The organism is Sphingopyxis sp. H050 (assembly GCF_001468265.1).
Taxonomy (GTDB): Bacteria; Pseudomonadota; Alphaproteobacteria; order Sphingomonadales; family Sphingomonadaceae; genus Sphingopyxis.
Genome location: NZ_LNRZ01000004.1, coordinates 293,415 through 316,904, shown reverse-complemented (window position 1 = coordinate 316,904; position 23,490 = coordinate 293,415). Strand labels below are relative to the sequence as shown.

Genomic DNA, 23,490 nt, shown 5'->3' with positions numbered 1-23,490 from the left:
GAGCCTATGGAGTTGGTCGTGATGTTGCTCGGTCTGATCCTGTCCGCCACCGGCATCGTCCTCTTCGCCTGGGCGATGTTCCGGCTCGCCGTCTTCGCACTCCCGGTCGGGCTCGGTGCGGCCGCATTTCTGTGGGCGGGGGGTGGCGAACTGGGGCCGTTGCTCGGTCTGCTTCTCGGCCTCGTCGTCGGCGTCGCGGTCTTGCTGATCGGACGCATGCTCATCGCGTCGCGGTTGCCCGTTCCGCTTCGCGGAGCGATCGCGCTTCTCTTCGCCGTGCCCGCCGGGATCGCCGGCGGCAGTGTCGTCTCCAGCCTGATGCAGCTCGGCGGTGCGGGGCCGACCGCGACCGGCATCGCCGCGGCGGTCGGCGCGATCATCATCGCCGGTGCCGCCATGATGAGCCTGTTGCCCGCGATGACCGCTTGCACCGGTTCGAACGGATCCCCGCTGCACGGTTGATCTGTTGGGGCCAGTGGGCCGAGTGCTCGCTCCTCGTGTCACCGCGCGCATGGCGACCACGACGAGAGTGCTTCAAGACGGCAGGGTCTGACCTGACGCATCCGGGTTTTCAGGCGCCTCGCGCCTGCGGCGCGACCGCCGCTCTATTCCGCTAGGCTCACATCCGTTCGCCAAGCTCCACCGGGCCACGCTTCGCGCGTCCCGGCCAAAGGTGACGATCGGACTGGCGGGATGCCGGAGCCTTGCTCCGGCCTGTCGTCGCCGCGCCTGACCGGCGCGGCGGCATTTTTCGTTGGGCCTTCCCCTCGTCGCGCGGGTGGGCGGCGCTCCCTTCTGGGCCCGGCCCGGCGTCCCGCAAGCCGGCCTTCGACTGCGCTCGGGTCCGGCTCCTCCATTGCATTTCGGCCCTGCGGGTGCGGACCGCCTCCTGGCCGCGCCCGGCAGGTCGCAATTCGCCGCCCACCCCCGCTCCGGGGGAGGCCCTGGGGTTTTTGGGGCGGCATTGGAGGATAGCCATGCACCAGACCGGCAGCCAACGCGCGCGCGCAGAGGGCAGCAAACGCCAGCCCCCGGCGGAGCGCGCCAATCTTTACGACGAGGTGACGGGCCGCATTGTTTCCGAACTTGAGGCGGGCCGCTTCCCTTGGGTCCAGCCTTGGGGCCGCCCCAATGGTCAAGGCTTCTCCGCCGCCCCCGGCCTCCCGCGCAACGGGCTCACCAGCCGCAATTACAGCGGCGTCAATGTCCTGATCCTGTGGGGAGCAGTGATCGAGAACGGCTATCCGTCGCAATCGTGGCTGACCTTCCGCCAAGCCTTGGAGGCGGGCGGCAATGTCAGGAAAGGCGAGCGCGGGACAAGGGTTGTCTATGCCGACCGCTTCACCCCCGAAGCCGAGAAGGAACGCGCGCGCCAGACCGGCGGCGAAGCCCGCGCGGTGCCGTTCCTCAAACGCTTCACCGTGTTCAACGTCGCACAGTGCGAAGGCTTGCGCCCCGGCCTTGCCACCGACCCCGCACCGCTTCCCGAACGCCAAGTCGTGCCGATCGCCGAAGCGGTCATTGCGGCATCGGGCGTCGATTTCCGCATCGGTGGGGACAAGGCCTACTATGTCCCGAGCGCCGACTATGTGCAGGTGCCCCCGCAACCGGCCTTCCACGAACAGATCAATTTCTACCGGACGGCGCTGCACGAACTCTGTCATGCCAGCGGCCACCCGTCGCGCCTCAATCGCAATCTGCGCAATGCGTTCGGCAGCAAGGACTATGCGCGCGAAGAATTGATCGCCGAGATGGGATCGGCCTTCCTTTGCGCCGCGCTCGGCATCGTGCCGACCGTTCGTCACGCCGATTATCTGGCATCATGGCTCGACGTGCTGCGCGAGGACAATCGCGCGATCTTTCGCGCGGCCAGTCAGGCGAGCAAGGCCGCCGATTGGCTGCTTGCCCGCTACGCCGAGACGCAGGACGAAGGGAGGGAAGCGGCATGATTACGCTCCCCCATGCGATCCTTTCGGCGCTGCGCGCGAATGCGCGCGCCAGCCGCCTCCACGAGCAGCGCGACGAACGGTTCGACCCGTTCCCGGTGGTCAAATTCTTCAATCCGGTCGGCGCGGCGACGTGGATCGCCACCGAGCTTTACGACGATGGAGACACGCTGTTCGGCCTCGCCGACTTGGGGTTCGGATGCCCGGAAATGGGCGTGTTCTCGCTTACCGAGATTGCGGGCGTCCGCTTGCCCTTCGGCCTGTTCATCGAGCGCGACGAGCATTTCGAGCCGCTGGCCCCGCTTTCGCTATGGTCCGATACCGCGCGGCGCATGGGTGCAATCGTTCTGGCCGAAGCCGAACTTCGCCGCATCACCGATAGCCGGAACGGCAACGAGCTTCCGCCGCCTCTTGATGATCGAGGGGCCGGATGACGCGCGGCGCGTTTCGCCGCATTGAGTGCCGGTCCCGCCCATCCAGCAAGACAAACGGGACCGGCGCTCCAGAAGGAGCAGACCAATGAAACTCGACTTTATCGACCATAGCAAGCTGGTTCCGTCCAAGGTGAACATGCGGCACGGACCCAAGCCCCCGGACGTGGGCGACATTCTGCCCTCGATCCGCAAGCGCGGTGTCATCGTGCCGCTGATCGTGCGCCCGCAGGCGGGCAACGATAATGGCGTCCACGAAATCGTCGCCGGGCGGCGGCGCTGGACGGCGAACGCCATCGCGCTTGTCGAGGGCATCGACCACGGCCCGCTTCCCGTCGCCATCCTCGACGCCGGGGACGACGCCGACGCCATCGAGGCATCGCTTCTCGAGAACACCCGGCTCGATCCCGACGAGGTGACGCGATGGGAAACCTTCGCACGGCTGGTCAAGGAGGGCCGCGACATTGCGGATATCTCCGCGACGTTCGGCATTCCCGAGCTTGGCGTGAAGCGTATCCTAGCGCTCGGCAACCTGCTTCCGCGCATCCGCGATCTTTACCGCAAGGAGAAGATCAACGCGGCGACCGTCCGGCATCTGACGCTGGCGAGCAAGCAGCAGCAGAAGGCATGGCTGGCGCTCTACGACGATGACGACGCCTATTGCCCGACCGGCCAGCAATTGAAGGCATGGCTGTTCGGCGGGCAGTCGATCAAGGTCGAACATGCCCTGTTCGACGTCGATGCGAGCGGCCTTGCGATCGTCGCCGATCTGTTCGGCGAAGACCGCTATTTTGCAGATGCCGACGCGTTCTGGACCGCGCAGAACGCCGTAATCGACGCGCGCAAGGAGGACTATCTGGATGCCGGATGGTTCGACGTGGTGATCGTCCCGCCCGGCGAATATTTCTACCGCTATGAGTTCGCCAAGGCACCCAAGCGCAAGGGCGGGCGCGTGTATATAGATGTGCGCGAAAGCGGCGAGGTCGAGGTCCACGAAGGCTATGTGACGAGCAAGGAGGCCAAGCGGCTCGAACGCGGCGAGGCAATCGAAACCGGCCCCAAAGTGCCGCGCCCCGAAGTGACGAGCACGATGCAGACCTATATCAACCTGCACCGTCATGCCGCTGTCCGCGCCTCGCTGACCCGTCATCCCAAGGTCGCGCTGCGCTTGATGGTCGCCCATGTCATCGTCGGGTCGCCACTGTGGACGGTCAAGCCCGAGCCGCAGACCGCGCGCAACGACGATGTGCGCGAAAGCGTCGAAACTTGCCGCGCGGAAACCGACTTCGACGCGAAGCGCCGCGCCGTATTGGACCTTCTCGGCTTCTCGCCCGAGGAACCGACCGTCACAGGCGGCAACGGCGACGACTTCGGACTGGTCGGCGTGTTCCTGCGCTTGCTCGACGTGCCCGACCGCGCCGTAATGGACGTGATCGTCATCGTCATGGGCGAAACGCTCGCCAGCGGCAGCGCCGCCATCGAGGCGGTCGGCGGCGAGATCGGCGTCGATATGGCCCGCTACTGGCAGGCCGACGACGCCTTTTTCGAGTGTGTCCGCGACAAGGAGGTGCTGACCCGCATCGTCGCCGAGGTGGCGGGCGAACCTGTCGCCGCCGCCAATGCGAAGGAACCGGGCAAGGTCTTGAAGCGCATCGTCCGCGACCATCTGGAGGGTGCGAACGGGCGGCCCAAGGTCGAGGGTTGGGTGCCGAAATGGATGGCGTTCCCGCCCGCTACCTATACGGCGCGCGGCGGCGTCGGCACCGTCGCGGCTCATGCCAAGGTGCTCGCGGCGCGCCCCGACCGCGAGCCGGAACCGACCGGCCCCGGCGCGGTGATTGCGCTTCCGGCCCCTGCCAAGGCCGAGCCGCAGGAACAGCCCGAGCGCGAAGCCGCATGAAACTGGACGGGCGGCGGCGCACCCGCCGCCCGTTCCGTCCCCCATAAAATCGCCGCGCCGCTCGGCCGCAAGCGGCCCTCGCGGCGCGGATTTCAGACAGGAGACTTGTCATGGCCGACCGTGTTTCGGCATCCATCACCATCGGCGGGACGCTCCCCGCCAGCCAGCTTCCCGCCTTCGCCGAGGCCATCGCGAACGAAGGGCTGTCCACCGAATGGGACGGCGAACCCTTCGCGCTCGGCGATCTGCCCGAGGGCGAGCCCTTGGCGCTCATGGCGCACGAGGTCGCCTGGGGGCGGTTCGAGGGACTCGAAGCCTTCTGCATCGCGCATGGGCTTTTCTTCGCGCGCTGGTCGGGCGCCTATGCCTGCCAGTGGGGTGCGGAACGCACCGTGTTCACCGGCAGCGGCGAACCGCAAAGCTACGCTGCCGACGAGGACGACTATATCCTCATGGGGCGCTGCACCGCCGAGCGATTGGGCAGCTATGCGGCGATCATCGCGCATTTCGATGCGGCCGACTTCGCGGTGCCCCCGCTTGTCATCACGCCCGAACGGGAGGAGGCGAGCAATGGCTGACATCTGGATTCAGGGCAGCTTCGCCTTTCGCTGCACCGCCGCCGAGTGCGCGCTGATCGAGGAAGTCGCAAACGCTGGCTACGCGCTAGCGAATGACGACGCGCCCGATCCGCCGAGCGCGGCGCTGCTCGCAGCCTTTCCGCCGGACGATGCGAACGCGCGGTGGAGCGGGTTTCGCGAGGCGTTCAACGATCCCGAATTTCCCACCATCGGAGCCGATTTCATCGCTGAAACCTGCCCCGACGATCCATCCGCGCGGATCGTGTGTTTCGCCAGCATGGACGATTTCGATGCCGCTGCCATCGCGGTGGTGATCCAGCGATGTTGCCCCGAAACGCTCGCCAAGGGGCCGATCGGCTTTGAATGGGCCATGACCTGTTCCAAGCCCCGCATCGGGGAGTTCGGTGGCGGCTGGTGCGCGATTTTCGCAGACCGCATCGAGATCGACGCGACCAACGAGGCGCTGTCGCGCGCGCTCGCGGGCGACGGCAACTAGCCCAAATCGCGCCGCACTGCGCGCTCGCGTGCCGAAAACCCCTGCCGCCTGACCTACCGGGCGGTGCGGCGGATCACCGTCCGGGCGCTTCCGCATAACGTGCATTCGTCCTTCTGCCGCTCGAATCCGCGCGTGCCGCCGAGCGCGCAGGTGACGACATTGGCCTGTGCGGTAACCGACAGGTTGAGCCGGTCAGTCACGCAGGCATCGCACACCGCCGCGCCGTCCAGCCGCACGATCAGCCGTTCGATCTGCCCCGCAATCGTCGTTCCTTCGTTCATCGCCGTGAGGCTATAGCCGCGGCCTCGTGGCCGCGAAAGCAATCATGGCTTCCCGGAAAGACGCCGGACTGGGCTTCCTGTCCGCGCGCGCATCTCGTCCTTTCGTGTCTCACCAACCCGTCGCCGGCTCCTTGGGCGCATGACCTGGGACGGCCGCGCGCCTCGCGAAACCATCGCGCGGAACTGATTTCCCCGCGCCGCTTTGGCGGCGCTCCTCGCGGCCGCTTCGCTCCAAATCAGCCCCGCGCTTCCGGTCCTCCGCTTCGCTTCGGCCTGCGGTTCGCAGCGCGCTCAAGGGCCGTCCCTTCGGTCCGCCCATCGCCCGGCATCGGGTCGGGCGAATGTGCAAGGAGACGAGAAATGCCCTCAATCGGTCATGTCCAGCGCCAGAACGACGGTTCGTTCCGGGGCGCCTTGAAGACGCTTTCGGTCAATGCCGAGATCGCCATCATCCCCAACCGCAGTAAGACCGGGGACCAGCCCGACTACCGCGTGCTGTCGAACGGCGTCGAACTGGGCGGCGGCTGGATCCGCACCGGCGAGGTGAGCCAGCGCGAATATGTCCGCCTCGCCATGTCGGCCCCCGAACTTGGCGGCCGCACCCTCTACGCCAATCTCGGCCGCGCCGCCGGGCAGGACGACGACGACGCGTTCGCCGTTATCTGGAACCCCGGCGACTGAGCCGGATCGGCCCCGCGCCGGTCACCCGGCGCGGGGCTTTCCTCATGCCTTGAGGGCTTGGCGTGGGCCTTTTCCTGCACCGGAACGCGCTTGCGGGCCTGCAGAGAGGAAGAAATCCGCTCAGCAAGCACCGAGTATCCGGCGGCGAACGGACCGCCTCAACCATCGACGGTTCCCCCAATTTTCACGCCACCTGCGTTCCGCTTCGCTCCACTCCGGCGACGAGAAAATCGGCTCCCCCGTCGCCCGCTTCGCGGCCGCTGCGCGGTGGTTGACCCCGCCCGCTCCCCGCCGGGCGATGGCTCATCTTTCGCTTGTATCAGGAGGATGAGATGTCGGTTGAACAACAGATCGAGGAGCTTCGCGCGGAGCTTTCATGGTGCGATGACGCGGGAGAACGGCGGCAGATCGAAGCCGAATTAAGGGCCGCTGAGAAGAGGCTGAAGCGGTGCAATCGGGCGCTGCGTCAGGCCGAACAGGCAGGCTGGCAATAAGGCGATGCGCTGTTGAAGGGGCAGGTTCGCGGGAGTGGTGCCGCATGGCGCCGCTCCCCTTTTTTGATCGGGAAGGCGGGAAGGCAAAGCGGGCGTCTGGGGCGGCAGGTGGCAGTCGGGCTCGATGGCAAGATAGAGGCAAAATCTCGCGATTTTGTAAGTGTTTGTCTGCACATCGTTTTTTGAAGGCTTTTGCGAGACTCGCCCTTTGAGTGCGAGACAGGGTTACCAGGAGTGGCGGTTTTCTGGGCTTTTCCGATCCCAATCGCGAGACTCCTTGCGCTCTGGCGAGGACGCGCCATTCTTATCGGCGGGGAGCGTCATTCCGGCATGGAAGGACGCCGCTATGCGCGATGATGAGTTCGAACCGCAGCTGGGCCGGATGCGCGGCCGGGGCAAGGAGCAGCGCTACCTGAGCCGCGTCGTGAAAGCGGCAAAGCGGGCCGGCATGAAAACGGGCAGGCGCGGCCGTTTCGACGGCAGCCGGATCGGGCGCGGCGCGAGTGTTGCGCGGGTGCTCAGATCGCGCGACCGATTGGGCGCGTTCCGGTCGCGCCGCGTGATCGTCAAGATACGGCCTGTCGGCCTTGGCGGGAAAGGCATGGGCGGTGCGAAGGCGCACCTTCGCTATATTCAGCGCGACGGCGTGACCCGTGAGGGCGAGGCTGGTGCGCTCTACTCGCCCGACAGCGACGTCGCCGATGGCAAGGCGTTCCTCGAACGGTGTGACGGCGACCGCCGCCAGTTCCGGTTCATCGTGTCGGCCGAGGACGCCGACCAGTATCCCGACTTGAAGCCGTTCGTGCGCCGGCTGATGACGCAGATGGAGCAGGATCTTGGGACAAAGCTCGATTGGGTGGCGGTCGACCATTTCAATACCGGCCATCCGCACACGCATATCGTGGTGCGCGGCGTAAACGATCGGGGTGAGAATCTGCTGATCGCGCGCGAGTATATCTCGCACGGGAGCCGGCAGCGGGCGATCGAGATCGTCAACCTCGACCTGGGGCCGCGCACCGACCTTGAAATCGAAGAGCGGCTTCGCAGCGATACGGGTGCCGAGCGGCTGACCGCGATCGACAGACGGCTGATCCGCGACATGGATACCGCGCGGCTGGTCAGCGCGAGCGATGGCGATCCCTTCCAGCAATCGCTTCGCGTCGGTCGCCTGCAGAAACTCGGGCGCATGGGACTCGCCTCGCATGTCGGCAACGGCACCTGGCGGCTTGAGCCCGACCTTGCGAACACACTGCGCCAGATCGGCGAGCGCGGCGACATCATCCGCACCATGCAGCGCGAGCTGACCGCGCGGAAGCTCGATCGTGCTGCGGTCGATCGCGTCATCTACGACCCGGTCGCGAAGGAGGCGACGCCGATCATCGGCCGCGTCGTGATGCGCGGGCTCGCCGACGAACATGAAGACCGTCATTATCTGCTGGTCGACGGCATCGACGGGCGCACCCATTATGCCGAGATCGGCAAGGGCGAGCTGGTCGACACGATCCCCGAAAATGCCATCGTCCGGATCGCGCCACGCGAGGGCGGCATTCGCGCCGTCGATCGGACGATCGACGAGATCGCGGCGGCGAACGGCGGGCGCTATTCGATCGACGCCCATCTGAAGCACGATCCGACCGCCAGCGAACGCTTCGCCGAAACGCATGTCCGGCGGCTTGAAGCGATGCGAAAAATCTCGGGCGTCGTCGAGCGCGAGCCCGACGGAAGCTGGATCATCGCGCCGGACCATCTCGCCAGGGTCGAGAGGTTCGAAGCCATGCAGTTCCGCGACCACCCCGTTGCCATTGAAACCCTGTCGGCGATCCCGCTCGACAAATTACCGGGAACCGATGCCGCGACCTGGCTCGATCGCGAGCTGGTCGCCGAAGCGCCGGTGCCAGTGCGCGATGCTGGGTTCGGGCACGAGGTTCGTTCAGCGCAGGCGATGCGACGGCAATGGCTGATCACCGAACAGCTTGCAGACGAACAGGATGGGCAGACGGTCTATCGGCGAGGGATGCTCGCCGCGCTCCAGCGGCGAGAATTGCTGCGTGTCGCCCGCCAGCTCTCCGACAAGTTAGGCGTTCCGTTCGCCGAGGCCAGAGAGGGGGAGGCTGTTCAAGGCAGGCTCGTGCGCGCAGTCGAGATGACGAGTGGTCGCCATGCGCTCATCGAACGGTCGCGCGATTTCACGCTGGTGCCGTGGCGCTCTGTTCTCGATCGCCATGTCGGTAAATCGGTCTCGGGCATCATGCGCGACGGCGGGATCAACTGGACACTCGGGCGGCAGCGCAGCGGGCCGAGCGTCTCCTGATCCGGAGGATTCGGGCTTTCTATTTTCATGAAATTATGTTTTCATGGATTCATGAAAAATATCGCAGCGCAAACCGATGTCGGCGACGAGCATCTTCAGGTGCAGATTCCTGCCGTTACGAAACGCGATCTCGGTCAACGGTCGCTCGATTCCCGCGAGCCGATCCGGATGATCGTACTGCGGGCACTTGAAGCCTATGGCGTGAGCGTCCCCGCAGACGCGATATCGGATCGCCGGAAGGGCAGGCGATGAGCGAGGATTTCGAAGCTCTCACTGTTGCGGATTATGCGAAGCAGGCCGCGCGGACTGATCAACGCAGCGGTGGCCGCGCACTGGGCTTCTCGATGCTTGGCCTTTTCGGCGAAGTCGGCAGCTTGCTCAGTGAGGCCAAGAAAAAGCAGCGCGACGATGCCTCCTACCTGGGTTACGCTCACGCCGTCGCGGAAGAGCTTGGTGACGTCCTTTGGTATCTGGCGGCGATCGCACGGCGCAGCCGCATGGCGCTCAGCGACATCGCTGCCGCCGCGGCGACAAACGGCGGACAATGGCAGACGGGCGGCAACGAAACGCTCAGTTTCCATGCGCTGCAGCCGCAGCACATTCCGCTTGCCAAGGCACCGATGCCGCAGTTCGAGCATAGCCTGCTCGCGCTGGCAGGCGACGTTGGGCTGCTCATCAACGATTTCCAGGCGGGCGGTCTTGCGAAGGACCGCGAAGCACTCGCGGGCCGGCTGGTCGCGGTCATGCGCCGGTTGATCCAGGCGGCAAACGAATCCGGTGTTACCATCGAGGCTGCCGCCGTGAAGAATCTTCACAAGATCTTCGATCGCTGGCCGCGCGAGCGCATCTATCCGGCGCCGACCGATGCGGCGCTCGACCCAGAAGAGCAATTGCCGCGGCGGATGGCGATCGACGTCTATGAACGCACCGTTCGCGGGCAGACATTCGTGTATCAACGCTCAAGCGGTGTGTATGTCGGCGACCGGCTCACCGACAACGCGCTCGAACCCGACGACTATCGTTTCCACGATGTCTTTCACTACGCTTATGTCGCGGTGCTTGGCTGGTCGCCAGTGCTGCGTGCGCTGCTCCGTCTCAAGCGCAAGAGCGATCCGAAACTCGACGACGCCGAAGACGGTGCTCGGGCGATTCTCATCGAAGAGGGCATAACTTCCTGGATTTTCGGACAAGCGCAGCAACTCCGGTACTTTGAAAACGTGAAGCGCGGTGGCCTTCCGCTGGACATGCTGAAGCATGTCCGCCAGTTCGTCGCCGGCTACGAATCAGAACGCTGTCCGCTGTGGCTTTGGGAGGAAGCGATCCTCCAGGGCTATACGGCTTTCCGCTTCCTTCAGGAGCATCGGCGCGGCCGCGTCCTGATCGACTTCGCCAATCGCCGCCTGCGTATCAAGGAATTGCCGTCATGACCCCGAAATCCTTTGTGTCCACCCTGGCGGCGACCGAACTTCCCTCAGTGTTCAATCCCTGGCGCGATCGCTGCACGGTCCATGACCGCAGCGACGCCGCCGCCCGGCGCCGCGACAATCTCGAAATGCTGCTCACCGCGGCGCTTGATCATCGCGTCGAAACGATCTGGATCGCGCGTGATCTCGGCTATCGCGGGGGGCGGCGTACGGGCGTACCGCTGACCGACGAAATTCACCTCGGACATGCCGGCACGCTGATGGGCGGCATCGCATTTGAACGTGCGACGCAGGGACCCGCCGTGGCGGAGCGCACCGCGGCGATCGTCTGGCGTGTGCTAGAGCGGATCGGTCAGCCTGTCATGCTCTGGAACGTTTTCCCGTTCCATCCCCATGAAGCGGATGATCCGATGTCGAACCGATGCCACACGCGAAGCGAGCGCGAGGCGACCTGGCCGATATTGCAAGCCCTCGTGTCAATGATCCGGCCCCGCCAGATCGTCGCGATCGGGCGCGACGCTCACCTGGCGCTGGACGGTCTCGACATTCCGACCACCGCGGTCCGCCATCCGAGCTACGGCGGGCAGCGCGAGTTCATCGAGGGCATGTTCAGCCTGTACGGTGTCGCGGATGACAACGATGAGCCGCTAGAACTGCCGTTGGGCGCGCCTCACGCCGCAGCACGGAGATGTGCGCTCGCCTGATCGCAGCGTTCAAAGAGTTGCTTAAGATCGCCGCGGTTCCAGTTGGCGGTGTCGACCGTGGCGTTGGTCGAGACGATCGTGAGCGGACCCAGCGCGACCCCGCCTTCCTTGGCGATGAATTCGAGCAGACGGCCGAGGCCGATCAGATTGCCGAGCAGTTTTTCGATATAGTAGTGATTGCGGTAGAGCGCGGTCATGCCGAGGCGACGATCGTCGCCCTTGCCGATCAGCTTGAGACTGGCAAAGCTCAGGCACTGACCGCCGTAGGGCGAGTCATTCACGTCGCGGGCGGGGTCGAAGATCAGCAGTTCGAATTTGTTGAGCGCTCGGACGTTCGGGTTGCGCAGGCGCTCGACGATGCCCCAGATTTGATTGATTGGCTGGCCGTCGGCGCGGGGCAATTCCATCATCCGTTCGAAATAATAGCCCGACCAAGCGCCCGACCTCCGGACCTTCGGCAGCACGTTGTCGCGAAACCGGTCGAAGAATTGCGGCGCGCCGTAGCGCCTGTACAGCGCTGCCGGAAAAATCGTGTTGGCGACCGTCTCGATGGGCTTCTTGCCATGGCCCGAAAGGAAGGCATCGACTTCCGCCACGACGGGATCGGCGAGTGTTGCGCGCGCAGTCGGCTCGGCCACGGAGATGACGACATTCTGCGCCTGGTGTCCGGTGGCGAGGTCGACGAGCCGGACCGCCTCGCGCCAGCCAGCAACGCAGTCAGGCTGCGGCGGTATGGGAAGATACATCGACTTCCTCCGTCAAATTTGCCGTGGCGAAAAGGCGCGGCGCTAGAAAGCGCTCAGTAAGCCAGGCGTGGCCTTCCAAGCCCCAACCTGGTCCCCAGCTGTTGCGGATGAGAATGGCCGGGGTGCCGTCCACGGTTCCATGCCCGACCGCGACGACCGCGTGCCGTTGCGCTGGCTCGGGGAGTTCGTCGTTCGCCGGATCGACGACGCCATCACCGCGCGGCTGGAAGAAAGACCGTGACAGCATCGTCAGCATGAGCACCGGCGTGTCACGATCCAGCGCGGCAAGGATGGATGACAGGTCGGTTCCATCCCTCTGTCCGTTGCGGCCATAGAGCGGGCCAACGGTCGCCGGCGGCGTCCACAGTCGATGATCGGCTGGAACCGCTGCCAGATACGGCCAGCCTTTCTCGTCGGGTTGGCCATCGAGCCGTAGCGCGTCCAGCATTGTGGATAGCAGTGCGCCGCTCGTCGGCGGTCTGCCCGCCCGTTTCTGCGCGGCATAAAAGGCGAATTCACACGACAGCGGTGCCCAGCCGTCGCGAAGCCCGGCGTGGGTGTCGCTCGCGGCGAATGCGAGGCATGTCGGCCGCGCGCCTTGATCGCGCGCAGGCCCGAACAGCGGCCGAAGGTCACGGACGATATCGATCATGGGGCGTCAGGCGGCCTCGAGCAGGTGCCGCCGTTCGGCGCGCGACAGGCCCGTCTGTTCCGGGCCGGTGAGGTCGAAATCGAGCGTCAGGCTGGTGAGGGCCGGCGCAGGCTGCCACGGCCGCCGCTCGTCGAGCGACATGCGGCCGCGCCGCGGCGCATCGGGCGCCGCGGTGACACGGCGGACAACGGGACCACCGATGCCATCGCCGTCGATTGCCTCACGCTCGTCTCGAACGACGGCGAAGCCGCTGGCGATCAGTTGGTCGAGATCCCAGAGATACCCACCGCCGCTATGTTCTTCGAGCTGCAGCACGAAAAGATCATTGCGACTGCCATCGATCCGCGAGCCGGCATCGCGCTCGGTCAGCAGCCAGACGTCGCCGCGATAGTTGTCGGGCCGATAGTCCTTGAGGAGATCGACCTTCAGGCTGCGCGGCTGCGTCCGGAGCAGGTCGGTCATCACCGATGGCGAAATCAGATTGTAGCGAACCAGGGTGCGGCACGTCGCCTCATAGCTGGCGCCGATCCGCAGCGAGAGCTGATAGACGACATTGGGGCGCCGGAAATGATCGATCTGCCATCCTTGTCGCGCGCTGTGCGCGAGCACCAGCCATTTCGGCATCATGAAGGCGATCGCAAAGGCGTCGGCTTCGGTTTCCTCGAAGTTGTTTCCCGGTTCGGGCGACATCGGCATCCGGCGCAGGATGCTCTCATCGTCGAGGCTCGGCTCGTGTCGCATCGAAAAATGCCCGAGTTCGTGCGCGGCCGTGAAGCGCTGGATGCTCATCGGTCGTTCCGTCGTGACGAGAACGCCAGGAGCAGGTGCGCTGAGATAGGCGCCGAGCAGGCCTTTCAGAGGACGAAGCAGCAAGGGTAGACCCACGGCATGGATCGCGCCGAAGACATCGACGCTGCCGCCTTGGGTCTCGATCAGTGCGCGCGTATCGAGTTCGCGATGCAGGCGGCCCGCTGCCATCGTACCAGCGCGAACCGCGCTCGCATAATCCGACGCCATCGATCAGCTCCGTTCGCCGCCAGACCGCGAGCGGAGATATTCGGCAAACCGGCTCAGCTCGGCCCGGTCCTCAGTCGACAAGGCCGCAACGCGTCGCGCCAGATGGGCGACATCGGCGGGAAGGCTCGCGGAGGCCTCGTCTTCGCCGGTAAAATAGGCCACCGACTGGCGGTAAAGACGGGCAAGCCGCGTCAGTTCGATCGCTTCAACGCGGCGCTGGCCATTCTCGATATCGGTAAGCGCGGTCCGGGGAATCTTGAGATAGGCAGCAACTTCTTCCTGCTTGAGGCCGAGATATTTCCGTGCTTCGCGCAGACGGTCGCCCAAGCGCCGCCGCTCCTGCTCGTCGCCTTCCTGGCGGAGTGCGAGATTGGTCATGGCTTCGACCCTTTCTTCTTAACCCAGACGCGTTCGATCTTAGGGAGGAGGTCGTCAATCGCCTTCTCGATCGAATTGTAGCCGCCGGTGCGGACGATGCTGTCGCGAAGCTCGATGTCGAGGACCTGCTCCACCGCGCAAAGCGTGTCGACCACGGACAAGGAGTCGAGTGGCACGGGCGCCTGGATGATCTTCGGGTTTTCCGGAGGCAGGGCAATTCCGCGCACCTGTGCCTCAGCCCTGGCCACTTGCAGCAGTTCGTCGACCAACGCCCTAATGGCGTCGGCTTTGGGAAACGCGGTTGCCGCGGGCTGCGGAGGAGCGATTGTCGCCATGCATGCCTCGCACGATTTCACTACATTAAATGCGATATAATGTCTGATAATCCGACACGCAAGCCCGAATTTGCAGCTCGGATTTTTGCAGGGTGTAGCGGGTCATCGGCGGTGCGGTGTGGTGGTCAGTGCCACCTCGAGGGACAACGACAGGGCAGAATCATCAACTCGGGTCATAGCTCGATCAAAAGAACAGAGCTGGAATATTGAGTCAGTCGCCGACGAGTGATCTCCTTCGGTCACCCACCAGCCCCCAGCGGCTCCGTTCATTTCGGGCGGCCCATAGCCGAGTCTTGAAGCCGCGCCCCGACCGCATCCGGCGGTATGGGCGGGAGCTTCAACGTGACCCCGACCAAATTGCTCATCGGCCAGATCCTTGTCGTGTTCGCAATCGTGATCGCGGGCCTCTGGGCGGCGACCCAATGGGCGGCGGCGATGCTCGCCTACCAGCCCGAACTTGGTCCGGCCTGGTTCATGGCTGGAAGCACGCCGGTCTATCGTCCCTGGGCGCTCTTCCCCTGGTGGTATCACTACGATGCCTATGCGCCGCATGTTTTCGACAAGGCCGGCGCGCTCGCCGGCGCGAGCGGTTTCATCGGCTGCGGCGCGGCGATCGCAGGCTCGCTCTGGCGCGCGCGGCAGTCGCGTCACGTCACCACCTATGGTTCGGCGCGCTGGGCCAGGCCGAACGAGATCGAGCGGGCCGGCCTTTACGGTGATGCCGGCGTATTCCTGGGCCGCTCGCGCGGCCGCTATCTCCGGCATGACGGCCCCGAACATATCATGGCGTTCGCGCCAACCCGTTCGGGCAAGGGCGTCGGGCTGGTCATACCGACACTGCTTGGCTGGACCGGCAGCGCCGTGGTTCACGACATCAAGGGCGAGAACTGGCAGCTCACCGCCGGCTGGCGCGCGCGCTTCTCCCACGTCCTGCTGTTCAATCCGACCGATCCCGCTTCCGCCAAATACAACCCGCTGCTGGAGGTCCGGCGCGGCGAGCATGAGGTCCGCGACGTCCAGAACATCGCCGACATCCTGGTCGATCCCGAAGGCGCGCTCGAACGGCGCAACCACTGGGAGAAAACCTCCCATTCGCTCCTGGTCGGCGCGATCCTCCACGTCCTTTATGCGGAGGAAGAAAAGACGCTCGCACGGGTAGCCACATTCCTGTCGGACCCGCAGCGGCCGTTCACCGCCACGCTCCGGCGGATGATGACCACCAATCACCTCGGCACGAAGGATGCGCCGCAGATCCATCCCGTCGTCGCCTCGGCGGCGCGCGAGGTGCTCAACAAGAGCGAGAACGAGCGCAGCGGCGTCCTCTCCACCGCAATGTCGTTTCTCGGGCTCTATCGCGACCCGACCGTCGCCGCGGTGACATCGCGCTGCGACTGGCGGATCGCCGATCTCGTCGAGGCCGGCCATCCGGTCTCGCTCTACCTTGTCATCCCGCCATCGGACATCAGCCGCACCAAGCCGCTGGTGCGGTTGGTGCTCAACCAGATCGGCCGCCGCCTCACCGAAAAGCTCGATGCCGATCCCGCCAGGGCGGGCAAGCACAAGCTCCTGATGATGCTCGACGAGTTCCCGGCATTGGGGCGGCTCGACTTCTTCGAGACCAGTCTTGCCTTTCTCGCGGGCTATGGAGTGCGCGCCTTCCTGATCGCGCAGTCCTTGAACCAGATCGAGAAGGCTTATGGCGAGCACAACTCGATCCTCGACAACTGCCATGTCCGCGTCGCGTTTGCGACCAACGACGAGCGCACGGCGCGGCGGATTTCGGACGCGCTCGGCATCGCCACCGAACAGCGCGCGATGCGCAACTATGCCGGCCACCGGCTCGCGCCCTGGCTGGCGCACGTCATGGTCAGCCGGCAGGAGACCGCCCGGCCACTCCTGACCACCGGCGAGGTGATGCAGCTCCCGCCCAAGGATGAGCTTGTCCTTGTCTCCGGCATGGCCCCGATCCGCGCGAGGAAGCTGCGCTATTACGAGGACCGCAATTTCCGCGAGCGGATCGCACCGCCGCCGCAGCCCGCGCCCGGAGACTATCCCGACCGGCCGCAGGCACGCCCCAACGACTGGAGCGGACTGGTCCGCGCGCCCGATACCCGGCTCGGCAAGCCCGATGACGATGCGAAGGCGGATGAGGACGGCGGCTTGCAACAGCAGCGCCACCCCGGCCTCGGCGAAGAACCCGCCAAAAAACCCGAGCCGCCAAAGCAGCTCGACCTGCTCGGCCTGGACAGCGACGACACCGACACGATCGCCGACAAGCACGCGATGGACCGCGCCGGCGCCACCGGCACGCTGATCCGCGCTCACGCGATCAATCAGGGTCGCAGCGCCGACATGCTGCCGGACTTCTGACAATGGCCGCGATCAAACCCAACCGCGTCCGCTACCAGCTCTTCCTGCCCGAAGATCTGAGCCACCGCTTCGAGGCGCTGGCGAGCCAGCCCGGCGCGTCCAAATCGGCGATCCTCACCGACGCGCTCACCGCCTGGCTCAACCGGCAGGCGGCGAGCGAGCTGGAGAACAAGTTCAGCCAGCGGCTCGATCGCATGTCGCTCGCGCTGGGGCGTGTCGAGCGTGACGGGCATGTGCTGCTCGAGAGCCTGGCGCTGTTCATCCGCTATGAACTGATGGTGCAGGCCCCTTTGGCCGAAGCCGACGAAGCGGCGCGTGCGATCGGCCGAGACCGCTTCGAGGCGTTCATTGCCCGCGTCGGCGAAGCGCTCGCCAGCGGCCAGCGCACGCTTGCTGCCTCCGCGAAAGACAATGGAGGTGGGCGATGAGCGACACGCTTTTCGGCTCCGATAATTCCGCAGGGCGTCGGCGCGCGATGCTGCGCACCGCGATGGGGCCGACCATCGCCGCAGCGCTGGCCGATCCGGTGGTCATCGAGATCATGGTGAACCCGGACGGCGTGTTGCGCCTTGATCGACTCGGCGAAGGCCGGATCGATACCGGCACCAAATATGAGCCCGCGCAGGTCGAGCGGATCATCCGCCTGGTTGCCAGCCACGCACGGACAGAGGTTCATGGCAATGCGCCGATCGTGTCAGCCGAGCTGCCACCGCACGGCGAAGGCGCGGGCGAGCGGTTCGAGGGTATCCTGCCGCCGGTCAGCCTCGCGCCGTGCTTCTCGATCCGCAAGCCCGCGGCGCGCATCTACACTTTGCTCGACTATGTGCGGGACGGCATCATGCCCGCCGACACGGCGCGACTGCTGTCGATGGCCGTGGTCGAGCGCAAGAACATCCTGGTCGCGGGTGGCACCAGTTCGGGCAAGACGACGCTTGCCAACGCGCTGCTCGCCGAGATGGCGCACCTCGACGAACGCGTCATCATCATTGAAGACACGCGTGAGTTGCAATGCGCCGCGCCCGACGTGGTGGGGCTGCGCACGCGTACGATTGGCACTGCCGGAGCCGGCGGCGTCACGATGGCTGATCTTGTCCGCTCGACATTGCGGCTCCGCCCCGATCGCATCGTCGTTGGCGAGGTGCGCGGGCGCGAAGCGCTCGACATGCTCAAAGCCTGGAACACCGGGCATCCGGGCGGCATCGCAACCGTCCACGCCAATTCGGCAGTGTCGGCGCTCTACCGGCTCGAGCAGCTCGTGCAGGAAAGCGTCGTCACCGTTCCGCGCCGGCTGATCGCCGACGCCATCGACATGATCGTGTTCATCGCCGGGCGCGGCCTCGCGCGCCGCGTCGACACGATCGCGCGCGTCGCCGGCCTCGATCCCGACGGCGGCTACGCCGTCCTCGACCTTACTCCCGACCACGCCCTCGAACCCCAAGGAGAATGACCATGCGCTTGTCCCGTATTCCTGCCCGTATTCCCGATCGTCGGAGCATCTTCCTCACCGGCGCCGCCATCGGCCTCGGGCTTGCGCTCGCCGCCACCGCGCAGGCCGCCGGCTCGGGCATGCCGTGGGAGGAACCGCTTCAGCAGGTCCTCGAATCGGTCCAGGGTCCTGTCGCCAAGATCGTCGCGGTGATCATCATCATCGTCACCGGTTTGACGCTCGCGTTCGGCGAGACGGCAGGCGGGTTCCGGCGCCTCATCCAGATCATCTTCGGCCTGTCGATCGCGTTTGCGGCGTCGAGCTTCTTCCTCAGCTTCTTCAGCTTCGGCGGCGGGGCGCTCATCTCGTGAACGCGCCAAATTCCTATGGCGCCAGCCATATCGAGGGGTTCGAGGCGCCGATGCACCGCGCGCTTGCCGAGCCGATCCTGCTTGGCGGGGCGCCGCGAGCGATCGCGATCGTCAATGGTACGATCGCGGCCGCGCTCGGACTCGGTCTCCAGCAGTGGATCGCCGGGCTGGCCATGTGGGCGTTCGGGCACACTCTCGCGGTGTTCGCCGCCAAGCGCGATCCCGACTTCGCCCCGGTCCTTGTCCGCCACCTTCGCCAGAAGGGGCATCTGTCATGCTGAATCTGCGCGAATACCGTCAGAAGGCCGACCGGCTCGCCGATCATCTTCCATGGGCGGCGCTTGTCGCGCCCGGCGTGGTGCTCAACAAGGACGGCAGCTTTTTGCGCGTCCTCAGGTTCCGCGGCCCCGATCTAGAATCCGCCACCGAAGCCGAGCTTGTCGCCGCCTGCGCGCGGGCGAACAATGTCCTGAAGCGCTTCGGCTCGGGCTGGGCACTCCATTTCGAGGCCGAGCGGCGCGAAGCGCTGGGTTATCCCGACAGCAGCTTTCCCGATGCGGCGTCGTGGCTGGTCGATGAGGAACGGCGCGCGGCGTTCGAAAGCGCGGGCGCGCATTTCGAGAGCCGCTATTATCTGACGCTCACCCTCCTGCCTCCGCCCGATCAGGCGGACACGGCGGGCCGAGCGCTGATCGAGCGCAGCGACGACGCGAAGGGCCGCGACTGGCGACAAGCGCTTGCCGGCTTCATCGCCGAGACGGATCGTGCGCTTGACCTGTTCAGAGGCTTCATGCCCGAGGTGCGCGCGCTCGGCGACAGCGAAATGCTGACCTTTCTCCACGGTGCGATCTCCGCGCGCCGCCATGTCGTCGCCGTGCCCGAAACGCCCATCTATCTGGACGGGCTGCTCGCCGACACGCCGCTGACCGGCGGGCTCGAACCGATGCTCGGCGACGAGCATCTGCGGACGCTCACCATCCTCGGATTTCCGAACGCGAGCCGTCCCGGCATCCTCGACGGACTCAACCATGAGGATTTTGGCTATCGCTGGGTGACGCGCTTCATTGCGCTCGACAAGACCGACGCAACCAAAGCGCTCACTCGCCTGCGGCGGCAGTGGTTCAACAAGCGCAAGTCGATCACCGCGCTGCTGCGCGAAGTCATCTACAACCAGCCGGTCCAGCTTCTCGACAGCGATGCCGACAACAAGGTGGTCGATGCCGACCTCGCCTTGCAGGCGCTCGGCGGCGATCATGTCGCGTTCGGCTATCTGACGACGACGATCACCGTTGCCGATATCGACCGCGCCCGCGTCGAGGAAAAGGTCCGCGCGGTCGAGCGCATCGTCAACGGGCTCGGCTTCACCTGCATCCGCGAGGGCATGAATGTGGTCGAGGCGTGGCTGTCGAGCCTGCCGGGCCATGTCTATGCGAACGTCCGGCAACCGATCGTCCACACCCTGAATCTCGCGCATCTCATGCCGCTGTCCTCGGTATGGGCAGGACCGGCGCGTAATCCGCACCTCGACGGTCCGCCGCTGCTTTATGCGGAAACCAGCGGCTCGACGCCGTTCCGTCTCAGCACGCATGTCGGCGACGTCGGTCATATGCTGATCGTCGGACCCACCGGGGCCGGAAAGTCGGTGCTGCTCGCAATGCTCGCGCTTCAGTTCCGGCGATATCCAGACTCCCAGGTCTATGTCTTCGACAAGGGATTTTCGGCGCGCGCGGCCGTGCTGGCGATGGGCGGCGCGCATCACGCGCTCGGGCTTGGCGGTGAGAGCGGTCATGCCGATGACGTGGGCGGGCGAACGATCGCCTTCCAGCCGCTGCGCCACATCGATCGCTCCAACGCACGCGCCTGGGCGACCGAATGGATCGGCGCGCTGCTCGCCCATGAGAAAGTACTGGTCACACCCGAGATCAAGGAGGCCGTCTGGTCGGCGCTCACCAATCTCGCGACCGCCCCGATCGAGGAACGCACGCTCACCGGCCTGTCGCTGCTGCTGCAATCGGCACCGCTGCGATCGGCGCTCGCGCCCTATACGCTCGAAGGATCGTTCGGCCGCCTGCTCGACGCCGCCGAAGACGATCTAGCGATCGCCGACGTGCAGTGCTTCGAGACTGAAGCGCTGATGGGGCAGGCGGGCGTCGTTGCGCCCGTGCTGACCTACCTGTTCCATCGTCTCGAGGAGCGCTTCACCGGGCGGCCGACGCTTCTCGTACTGGATGAAGCCTGGGTGTTCCTCGACCACCCGCTGTTCGCCGCGCGCATCCGTGAGTGGCTGAAGGTGCTGCGCAAGAAGAACGTCAGCGTCGTGTTCGCGACACAGAGCCTAGCCGATATCGCCGACAGCACGATCGCGCCGGCCATCATCGAAAGCTGTCCGCAGCGCATCTTGCTGCCCAATGATCGGGCGATCGAGCCGCAGGGCCAGACGGTCTACGTCCGCTTCGGTCTCAACGCGCGCCAGATCGAACTGGTCAGCCGCGCGACGCCCAAGCGGCAATATTATCTGCAATCAGCGCGCGGCAACCGGCTGTTCGAGCTTGGGCTAGGCCCGATCGCGCTGGCGTTGTGCGGCGCGTCCGATCCCGACAGCCAGAAGCGCATAGACGCGGTGCTGGCCGAAAAGGGCCAGGCCGACTTCGCCGCGACCTTTCTCTCCCAAGCCGGCCTCGATTGGGCGGCCGACCTGCTTGGGCGTCACCCTGCCGCCCGCCCCCCAGAAGACAAGGAGTAATTTCCCGTGCCCCGTATCCCTATCCGCAAATATGCGTGCCTCTCCGCTCTCGCGCTCGGCGCCGTCGGCTCGCTCGGTATCGGCATCGCGTTGACCTCGACGCCCGTCGCGGCCCAGCTCAGTGTGTTCGATCCATCGAACTATTCGCAAAACCTGCTCACCGCCGCGCGCACGCTTGCCCAGATCAACAACCAGATCCAGAGTCTCCAGAACGAAGCGCAGATGCTGATCAACCAGGGCAAGAACCTGTCCCGGATCGATTTCCCGCAACTTCAGGAGCTTCGCCAGCGCCTCCAGCAGATCGACCAGCTCATGGGCCAGGCGCAGGGCGTCGACTTCCGCATCGATCAGCTCGACGAGCGCTTCCGCCAGCTCTACCCGCAGGAGTTCGATCAGGTGTTCCGCCGCGATCAGCGTGTGGCTCGCGCACGCGATCAACTCGATACCGCGATGTCCGCGTTTCGCCAGACGATGGGGGTCCAGAACCGCATCGTCGACAACGTACGGAGCGACACGCAGGCGCTCGCCGACATCGTCGCGCGCAGCCAGGGCGCGGAAGGCTCGCTTCAGGCGCAGCAGGCCACGAACCAGCTTCTCGCGCTCACCGCCAAGCAGCAGCTCCAGCTTCAGCAAATGATGGCGGCGCAGTTCCGGGCGGAATCGGTCGAGCAGGCGCAGCGGGGCCAGATCGCGCGCGAGGCACGCGAGTCGACGCGCCGCTTCCTCGGCGACGGCAAGGCTTACACGCCACGCCAATGAGCTGAGGCAGGCGAGGACCGCGCCCCCAGCTCCCCCCGGGTCCGAACCTGTCTCGTCGCGGGGGCCGTAGGGCTTGCCCCTCTCATGGCCGCCGGTCCCCGCGACACCTTTCAACTTCAAGCAGGAACCCGCCCATATGGATGACCTGAATGTCATCGATCAGTTCATGGAGGCCTTCGCCTCCTACATCGACAGCGGGTTCGGCCTGTTGGGCGGTGACGTCGGTTTCCTGACCACGATCCTGATCGGCATCGACATCACGCTCGCCGGGCTGTTCTGGGCGCTCGGCGGCGAAGACGACGTCATCGCCAAGTTCCTCAAAAAGATCCTCTATGTCGGCGTCTTCGCCCTGATCCTCAACAGCTTCTCGACACTGTCCGATATCATCTTTCGCAGCTTCGCCGGCCTCGGCCTCACCGCAGGGGGCAGCGCGATTACGGCTGACGATTTATTGCGACCCGGCAAGCTGGCCGGGACCGGCTTCGAGGCAGCATGGCCGCTCCTCGAGCAGGCGAAGGAGTTGGTTGGCCCGATCGCCTTCTTCGACAATTTCATCGAGATCGCCGTGCTGGTGATCGCCTGGGTCGTCGTCATCGCCGCCTTTTTCATCCTCGCGATCCAGCTTTTCATCACAATCCTCGAATTCAAGCTTACTTCGCTCGCCGGCTTCGTGCTCGTGCCCTTTGCGCTGTGGAACCGCACGTCGTTCCTCGCCGAACGGGTGCTCGGGAACGTCGTCAGTTCGGGCATCAAGGTCATGGTGCTCGCGGTCATCGTCGGCATCGGCTCTAACTATTTCGCCGACTTCACCAGTGCGATCACCGGCGACGAGGTGTCGATCGAACAGGCCGTGTCGCTGATGCTCGCGAGCCTCGCGATCTTTGGCCTCTCCATCTTCGGCCCGGGAATCGCATCCGGCCTCGTCGCCGGCGCGCCGCAGCTCGGCGCCGGATCGGTGATCGCCACTACCGTGCTTGCCGGCGGAGGTCTTGCGATGGCAGGCGCTGGCGCCGTCGGCGCGGCACGCGGTCTCGCGGGGGCCGGTCTCGGCGCGATCCGCGCCGGTACATCGATGGGGTCTGCCGCATCCACTGCCTACAAGCTCGGGCAGGAAACCTCGGGCTCGACCAGCGTCGGCGCGGGCCTCGGCGGCGTTGCGACCGCCATGCGCGGCGCGGCTGCCAACCGGATGAGCGGCGGTCTCGGCGTTAGCGCTGCCGCCGATCGTGGGCAGCGCGCCGCATGGGAAGCAGGAAGCACCCGTGCCGGCGGCGCCGCCCCCGCAGCCGCGCCGATAGGCGCAGCTGAAGGAACACCCGCCTGGGCGCAGAAGCTTCATGCCAGCCAGAATGCTCGCCACCGCCGCCAGATGGCGATCCACGCAATCCAGGGCGGCGACCGCGGCGGCGCTGGCGCCACTCCAGACATCAAGGAAAGGGACTGAGCG

26 protein-coding genes are annotated in these 23,490 nt (G+C 65.7%); 20 read left to right on the top strand and 6 right to left on the bottom strand.

Annotation, left to right across the window (positions count from 1 at the left end; all coding sequences use genetic code 11):
* Positions 1-18: 18 nt before the first annotated feature.
* The 6 genes from ATE67_RS10710 (at position 19) to ATE67_RS10685 (ending at position 5,351) form a co-directional block, all read left to right on the top strand.
* The gene (locus tag ATE67_RS10710) at positions 19-462 is read left to right on the top strand and encodes a hypothetical protein (RefSeq protein ID WP_136175471.1); all 444 of its coding nucleotides are present in this window, start codon (positions 19-21) and stop codon (positions 460-462) included.
* A 515-nt stretch (positions 463-977) separates the two neighbouring features.
* Positions 978-1,949, top strand: a complete 972-nt coding sequence (locus ATE67_RS10705) for an ArdC family protein (RefSeq protein ID WP_017499955.1) — start codon at positions 978-980, stop codon at positions 1,947-1,949.
* Positions 1,946-2,380: a DUF2958 domain-containing protein gene (locus ATE67_RS10700; protein WP_017499954.1), complete on the top strand. Its 435-nt coding sequence runs from the start codon at positions 1,946-1,948 to the stop codon at positions 2,378-2,380. The genes ATE67_RS10705 and ATE67_RS10700 overlap by 4 nt, the downstream gene beginning before the upstream one ends.
* Positions 2,381-2,465: 85 nt before the next feature.
* Positions 2,466-4,277: a ParB/RepB/Spo0J family partition protein gene (locus ATE67_RS10695; protein WP_017499953.1), complete on the top strand. Its 1,812-nt coding sequence runs from the start codon at positions 2,466-2,468 to the stop codon at positions 4,275-4,277.
* 110 nt (positions 4,278-4,387) lie between these two features.
* Complete coding sequence (locus tag ATE67_RS10690) at positions 4,388-4,855, top strand: hypothetical protein (RefSeq protein WP_017499952.1); 468 nt, start codon at positions 4,388-4,390, stop codon at positions 4,853-4,855.
* A complete protein-coding gene (locus tag ATE67_RS10685) occupies positions 4,848-5,351 on the top strand; it encodes a hypothetical protein (RefSeq protein ID WP_017499951.1) in 504 nt (167 codons plus the stop codon). Before ATE67_RS10690 ends, ATE67_RS10685 begins: the two co-directional genes overlap by 8 nt.
* A 53-nt stretch (positions 5,352-5,404) precedes the next feature.
* Here ATE67_RS10685 and ATE67_RS10680 read toward each other — a convergent pair whose 3' ends face one another.
* On the bottom strand, positions 5,405-5,632 hold the full coding sequence (locus tag ATE67_RS10680) for a hypothetical protein (RefSeq protein ID WP_017499950.1): 228 nt from the start codon (positions 5,630-5,632) through the stop codon (positions 5,405-5,407).
* 360 nt (positions 5,633-5,992) lie between these two features.
* Between ATE67_RS10680 and ATE67_RS10675 the strand changes: the two genes are divergently transcribed.
* The 6 genes from ATE67_RS10675 to ATE67_RS10650 all read left to right on the top strand — a co-directional run bounded on the left by ATE67_RS10675 (position 5,993) and on the right by ATE67_RS10650 (position 11,246).
* Complete coding sequence (locus ATE67_RS10675; protein ID WP_017499949.1) at positions 5,993-6,313, top strand: DUF736 domain-containing protein; 321 nt, start codon at positions 5,993-5,995, stop codon at positions 6,311-6,313.
* Between the two features lie 332 nt (positions 6,314-6,645).
* The gene (locus ATE67_RS21695) at positions 6,646-6,807 is read left to right on the top strand and encodes a hypothetical protein (RefSeq protein WP_168196079.1); all 162 of its coding nucleotides are present in this window, start codon (positions 6,646-6,648) and stop codon (positions 6,805-6,807) included.
* Between the two features lie 346 nt (positions 6,808-7,153).
* Positions 7,154-9,118 (top strand): relaxase/mobilization nuclease RlxS, encoded by a 1,965-nt coding sequence (gene rlxS, locus ATE67_RS10665; protein WP_017499947.1) that lies wholly within the window; start codon positions 7,154-7,156, stop codon positions 9,116-9,118.
* A gap of 51 nt (positions 9,119-9,169) precedes the next feature.
* Positions 9,170-9,370: a hypothetical protein gene (locus ATE67_RS10660; protein WP_017499946.1), complete on the top strand. Its 201-nt coding sequence runs from the start codon at positions 9,170-9,172 to the stop codon at positions 9,368-9,370.
* Positions 9,367-10,545 (top strand): nucleoside triphosphate pyrophosphohydrolase family protein, encoded by a 1,179-nt coding sequence (locus ATE67_RS10655; protein ID WP_017499945.1) that lies wholly within the window; start codon positions 9,367-9,369, stop codon positions 10,543-10,545. Before ATE67_RS10660 ends, ATE67_RS10655 begins: the two co-directional genes overlap by 4 nt.
* On the top strand, positions 10,542-11,246 hold the full coding sequence (locus ATE67_RS10650) for a uracil-DNA glycosylase (RefSeq protein ID WP_017499944.1): 705 nt from the start codon (positions 10,542-10,544) through the stop codon (positions 11,244-11,246). Before ATE67_RS10655 ends, ATE67_RS10650 begins: the two co-directional genes overlap by 4 nt.
* Here ATE67_RS10650 and ATE67_RS10645 read toward each other — a convergent pair.
* From ATE67_RS10645 to ATE67_RS10625, 5 genes are read right to left on the bottom strand one after another with little or no spacing between them, the layout of a single operon-like run.
* Positions 11,213-11,992 carry a hypothetical protein gene (locus ATE67_RS10645; RefSeq protein WP_017499943.1) on the bottom strand — a complete coding sequence of 260 codons (780 nt, stop codon included), beginning with the start codon at positions 11,990-11,992 and terminating at the stop codon, positions 11,213-11,215. The genes ATE67_RS10650 and ATE67_RS10645 overlap by 34 nt on opposite strands.
* Positions 11,964-12,644 (bottom strand): C1 family peptidase, encoded by a 681-nt coding sequence (locus ATE67_RS10640; RefSeq protein WP_017499942.1) that lies wholly within the window; start codon positions 12,642-12,644, stop codon positions 11,964-11,966. Before ATE67_RS10640 ends, ATE67_RS10645 begins: the two co-directional genes overlap by 29 nt.
* Positions 12,645-12,650: 6 nt before the next feature.
* On the bottom strand, positions 12,651-13,661 hold the full coding sequence (locus tag ATE67_RS10635; protein ID WP_017499941.1) for an ImmA/IrrE family metallo-endopeptidase: 1,011 nt from the start codon (positions 13,659-13,661) through the stop codon (positions 12,651-12,653).
* Positions 13,662-13,664: 3 nt separating this feature from the next.
* On the bottom strand, positions 13,665-14,039 hold the full coding sequence (locus ATE67_RS10630) for a helix-turn-helix domain-containing protein (RefSeq protein ID WP_017499940.1): 375 nt from the start codon (positions 14,037-14,039) through the stop codon (positions 13,665-13,667).
* Positions 14,036-14,374 carry a hypothetical protein gene (locus tag ATE67_RS10625; protein ID WP_017499939.1) on the bottom strand — a complete coding sequence of 113 codons (339 nt, stop codon included), beginning with the start codon at positions 14,372-14,374 and terminating at the stop codon, positions 14,036-14,038. The genes ATE67_RS10630 and ATE67_RS10625 overlap by 4 nt, the downstream gene beginning before the upstream one ends.
* A 342-nt stretch (positions 14,375-14,716) precedes the next feature.
* Between ATE67_RS10625 and ATE67_RS10620 the strand changes: the two genes are divergently transcribed.
* The 8 genes from ATE67_RS10620 to trbL all read left to right on the top strand — a co-directional run bounded on the left by ATE67_RS10620 (position 14,717) and on the right by trbL (position 23,487).
* Positions 14,717-16,744 (top strand): conjugal transfer protein TraG, encoded by a 2,028-nt coding sequence (locus ATE67_RS10620; RefSeq protein WP_038292469.1) that lies wholly within the window; start codon positions 14,717-14,719, stop codon positions 16,742-16,744.
* Positions 16,745-16,746: 2 nt separating this feature from the next.
* The gene (locus ATE67_RS10615; RefSeq protein ID WP_017499937.1) at positions 16,747-17,172 is read left to right on the top strand and encodes a hypothetical protein; all 426 of its coding nucleotides are present in this window, start codon (positions 16,747-16,749) and stop codon (positions 17,170-17,172) included.
* Complete coding sequence (gene trbB, locus ATE67_RS10610) at positions 17,169-18,191, top strand: P-type conjugative transfer ATPase TrbB (protein WP_017499936.1); 1,023 nt, start codon at positions 17,169-17,171, stop codon at positions 18,189-18,191. Before ATE67_RS10615 ends, trbB begins: the two co-directional genes overlap by 4 nt.
* Complete coding sequence (locus ATE67_RS10605; protein ID WP_017499935.1) at positions 18,188-18,541, top strand: TrbC/VirB2 family protein; 354 nt, start codon at positions 18,188-18,190, stop codon at positions 18,539-18,541. The genes trbB and ATE67_RS10605 overlap by 4 nt, the downstream gene beginning before the upstream one ends.
* Before the next feature lie 50 nt (positions 18,542-18,591).
* Positions 18,592-18,822, top strand: a complete 231-nt coding sequence (locus tag ATE67_RS10600; protein WP_051035683.1) for a VirB3 family type IV secretion system protein — start codon at positions 18,592-18,594, stop codon at positions 18,820-18,822.
* A complete protein-coding gene (gene trbE, locus ATE67_RS10595) occupies positions 18,816-21,284 on the top strand; it encodes a conjugal transfer protein TrbE (RefSeq protein ID WP_017499933.1) in 2,469 nt (822 codons plus the stop codon). The genes ATE67_RS10600 and trbE overlap by 7 nt, the downstream gene beginning before the upstream one ends.
* A 6-nt stretch (positions 21,285-21,290) precedes the next feature.
* Positions 21,291-22,043, top strand: a complete 753-nt coding sequence (gene trbJ / locus ATE67_RS10590; protein ID WP_017499932.1) for a P-type conjugative transfer protein TrbJ — start codon at positions 21,291-21,293, stop codon at positions 22,041-22,043.
* Positions 22,044-22,179: 136 nt separating this feature from the next.
* Positions 22,180-23,487, top strand: a complete 1,308-nt coding sequence (trbL, locus tag ATE67_RS10585; protein WP_017499931.1) for a P-type conjugative transfer protein TrbL — start codon at positions 22,180-22,182, stop codon at positions 23,485-23,487.
* Positions 23,488-23,490 lie beyond the last annotated feature (3 nt).

Coding starts and splice junctions, on each gene's coding strand:
- ATE67_RS10675 (WP_017499949.1), top strand. CDS start 5,993: ATGCCCTCAATCGGTCATGTCCAGCGCCAGAACGACGGTTCGTTCCGG.
- trbE (WP_017499933.1), top strand. CDS start 18,816: ATGCTGAATCTGCGCGAATACCGTCAGAAGGCCGACCGGCTCGCCGAT.
- ATE67_RS10645 (WP_017499943.1), bottom strand. CDS start 11,992: ATGTATCTTCCCATACCGCCGCAGCCTGACTGCGTTGCTGGCTGGCGC.
- trbB (WP_017499936.1), top strand. CDS start 17,169: ATGAGCGACACGCTTTTCGGCTCCGATAATTCCGCAGGGCGTCGGCGC.
- ATE67_RS10680 (WP_017499950.1), bottom strand. CDS start 5,632: ATGAACGAAGGAACGACGATTGCGGGGCAGATCGAACGGCTGATCGTG.
- rlxS (WP_017499947.1), top strand. CDS start 7,154: ATGCGCGATGATGAGTTCGAACCGCAGCTGGGCCGGATGCGCGGCCGG.
- ATE67_RS10695 (WP_017499953.1), top strand. CDS start 2,466: ATGAAACTCGACTTTATCGACCATAGCAAGCTGGTTCCGTCCAAGGTG.
- ATE67_RS10630 (WP_017499940.1), bottom strand. CDS start 14,039: ATGACCAATCTCGCACTCCGCCAGGAAGGCGACGAGCAGGAGCGGCGG.
- ATE67_RS10650 (WP_017499944.1), top strand. CDS start 10,542: ATGACCCCGAAATCCTTTGTGTCCACCCTGGCGGCGACCGAACTTCCC.
- ATE67_RS10605 (WP_017499935.1), top strand. CDS start 18,188: ATGACCATGCGCTTGTCCCGTATTCCTGCCCGTATTCCCGATCGTCGG.
- ATE67_RS10615 (WP_017499937.1), top strand. CDS start 16,747: ATGGCCGCGATCAAACCCAACCGCGTCCGCTACCAGCTCTTCCTGCCC.
- ATE67_RS10655 (WP_017499945.1), top strand. CDS start 9,367: ATGAGCGAGGATTTCGAAGCTCTCACTGTTGCGGATTATGCGAAGCAG.
- ATE67_RS10685 (WP_017499951.1), top strand. CDS start 4,848: ATGGCTGACATCTGGATTCAGGGCAGCTTCGCCTTTCGCTGCACCGCC.
- ATE67_RS10660 (WP_017499946.1), top strand. CDS start 9,170: ATGAAAAATATCGCAGCGCAAACCGATGTCGGCGACGAGCATCTTCAG.
- ATE67_RS10705 (WP_017499955.1), top strand. CDS start 978: ATGCACCAGACCGGCAGCCAACGCGCGCGCGCAGAGGGCAGCAAACGC.
- ATE67_RS10635 (WP_017499941.1), bottom strand. CDS start 13,661: ATGGCGTCGGATTATGCGAGCGCGGTTCGCGCTGGTACGATGGCAGCG.
- ATE67_RS21695 (WP_168196079.1), top strand. CDS start 6,646: ATGTCGGTTGAACAACAGATCGAGGAGCTTCGCGCGGAGCTTTCATGG.
- ATE67_RS10625 (WP_017499939.1), bottom strand. CDS start 14,374: ATGGCGACAATCGCTCCTCCGCAGCCCGCGGCAACCGCGTTTCCCAAA.
- ATE67_RS10640 (WP_017499942.1), bottom strand. CDS start 12,644: ATGATCGATATCGTCCGTGACCTTCGGCCGCTGTTCGGGCCTGCGCGC.
- trbL (WP_017499931.1), top strand. CDS start 22,180: ATGGATGACCTGAATGTCATCGATCAGTTCATGGAGGCCTTCGCCTCC.
- ATE67_RS10600 (WP_051035683.1), top strand. CDS start 18,592: ATGCACCGCGCGCTTGCCGAGCCGATCCTGCTTGGCGGGGCGCCGCGA.
- ATE67_RS10690 (WP_017499952.1), top strand. CDS start 4,388: ATGGCCGACCGTGTTTCGGCATCCATCACCATCGGCGGGACGCTCCCC.
- ATE67_RS10700 (WP_017499954.1), top strand. CDS start 1,946: ATGATTACGCTCCCCCATGCGATCCTTTCGGCGCTGCGCGCGAATGCG.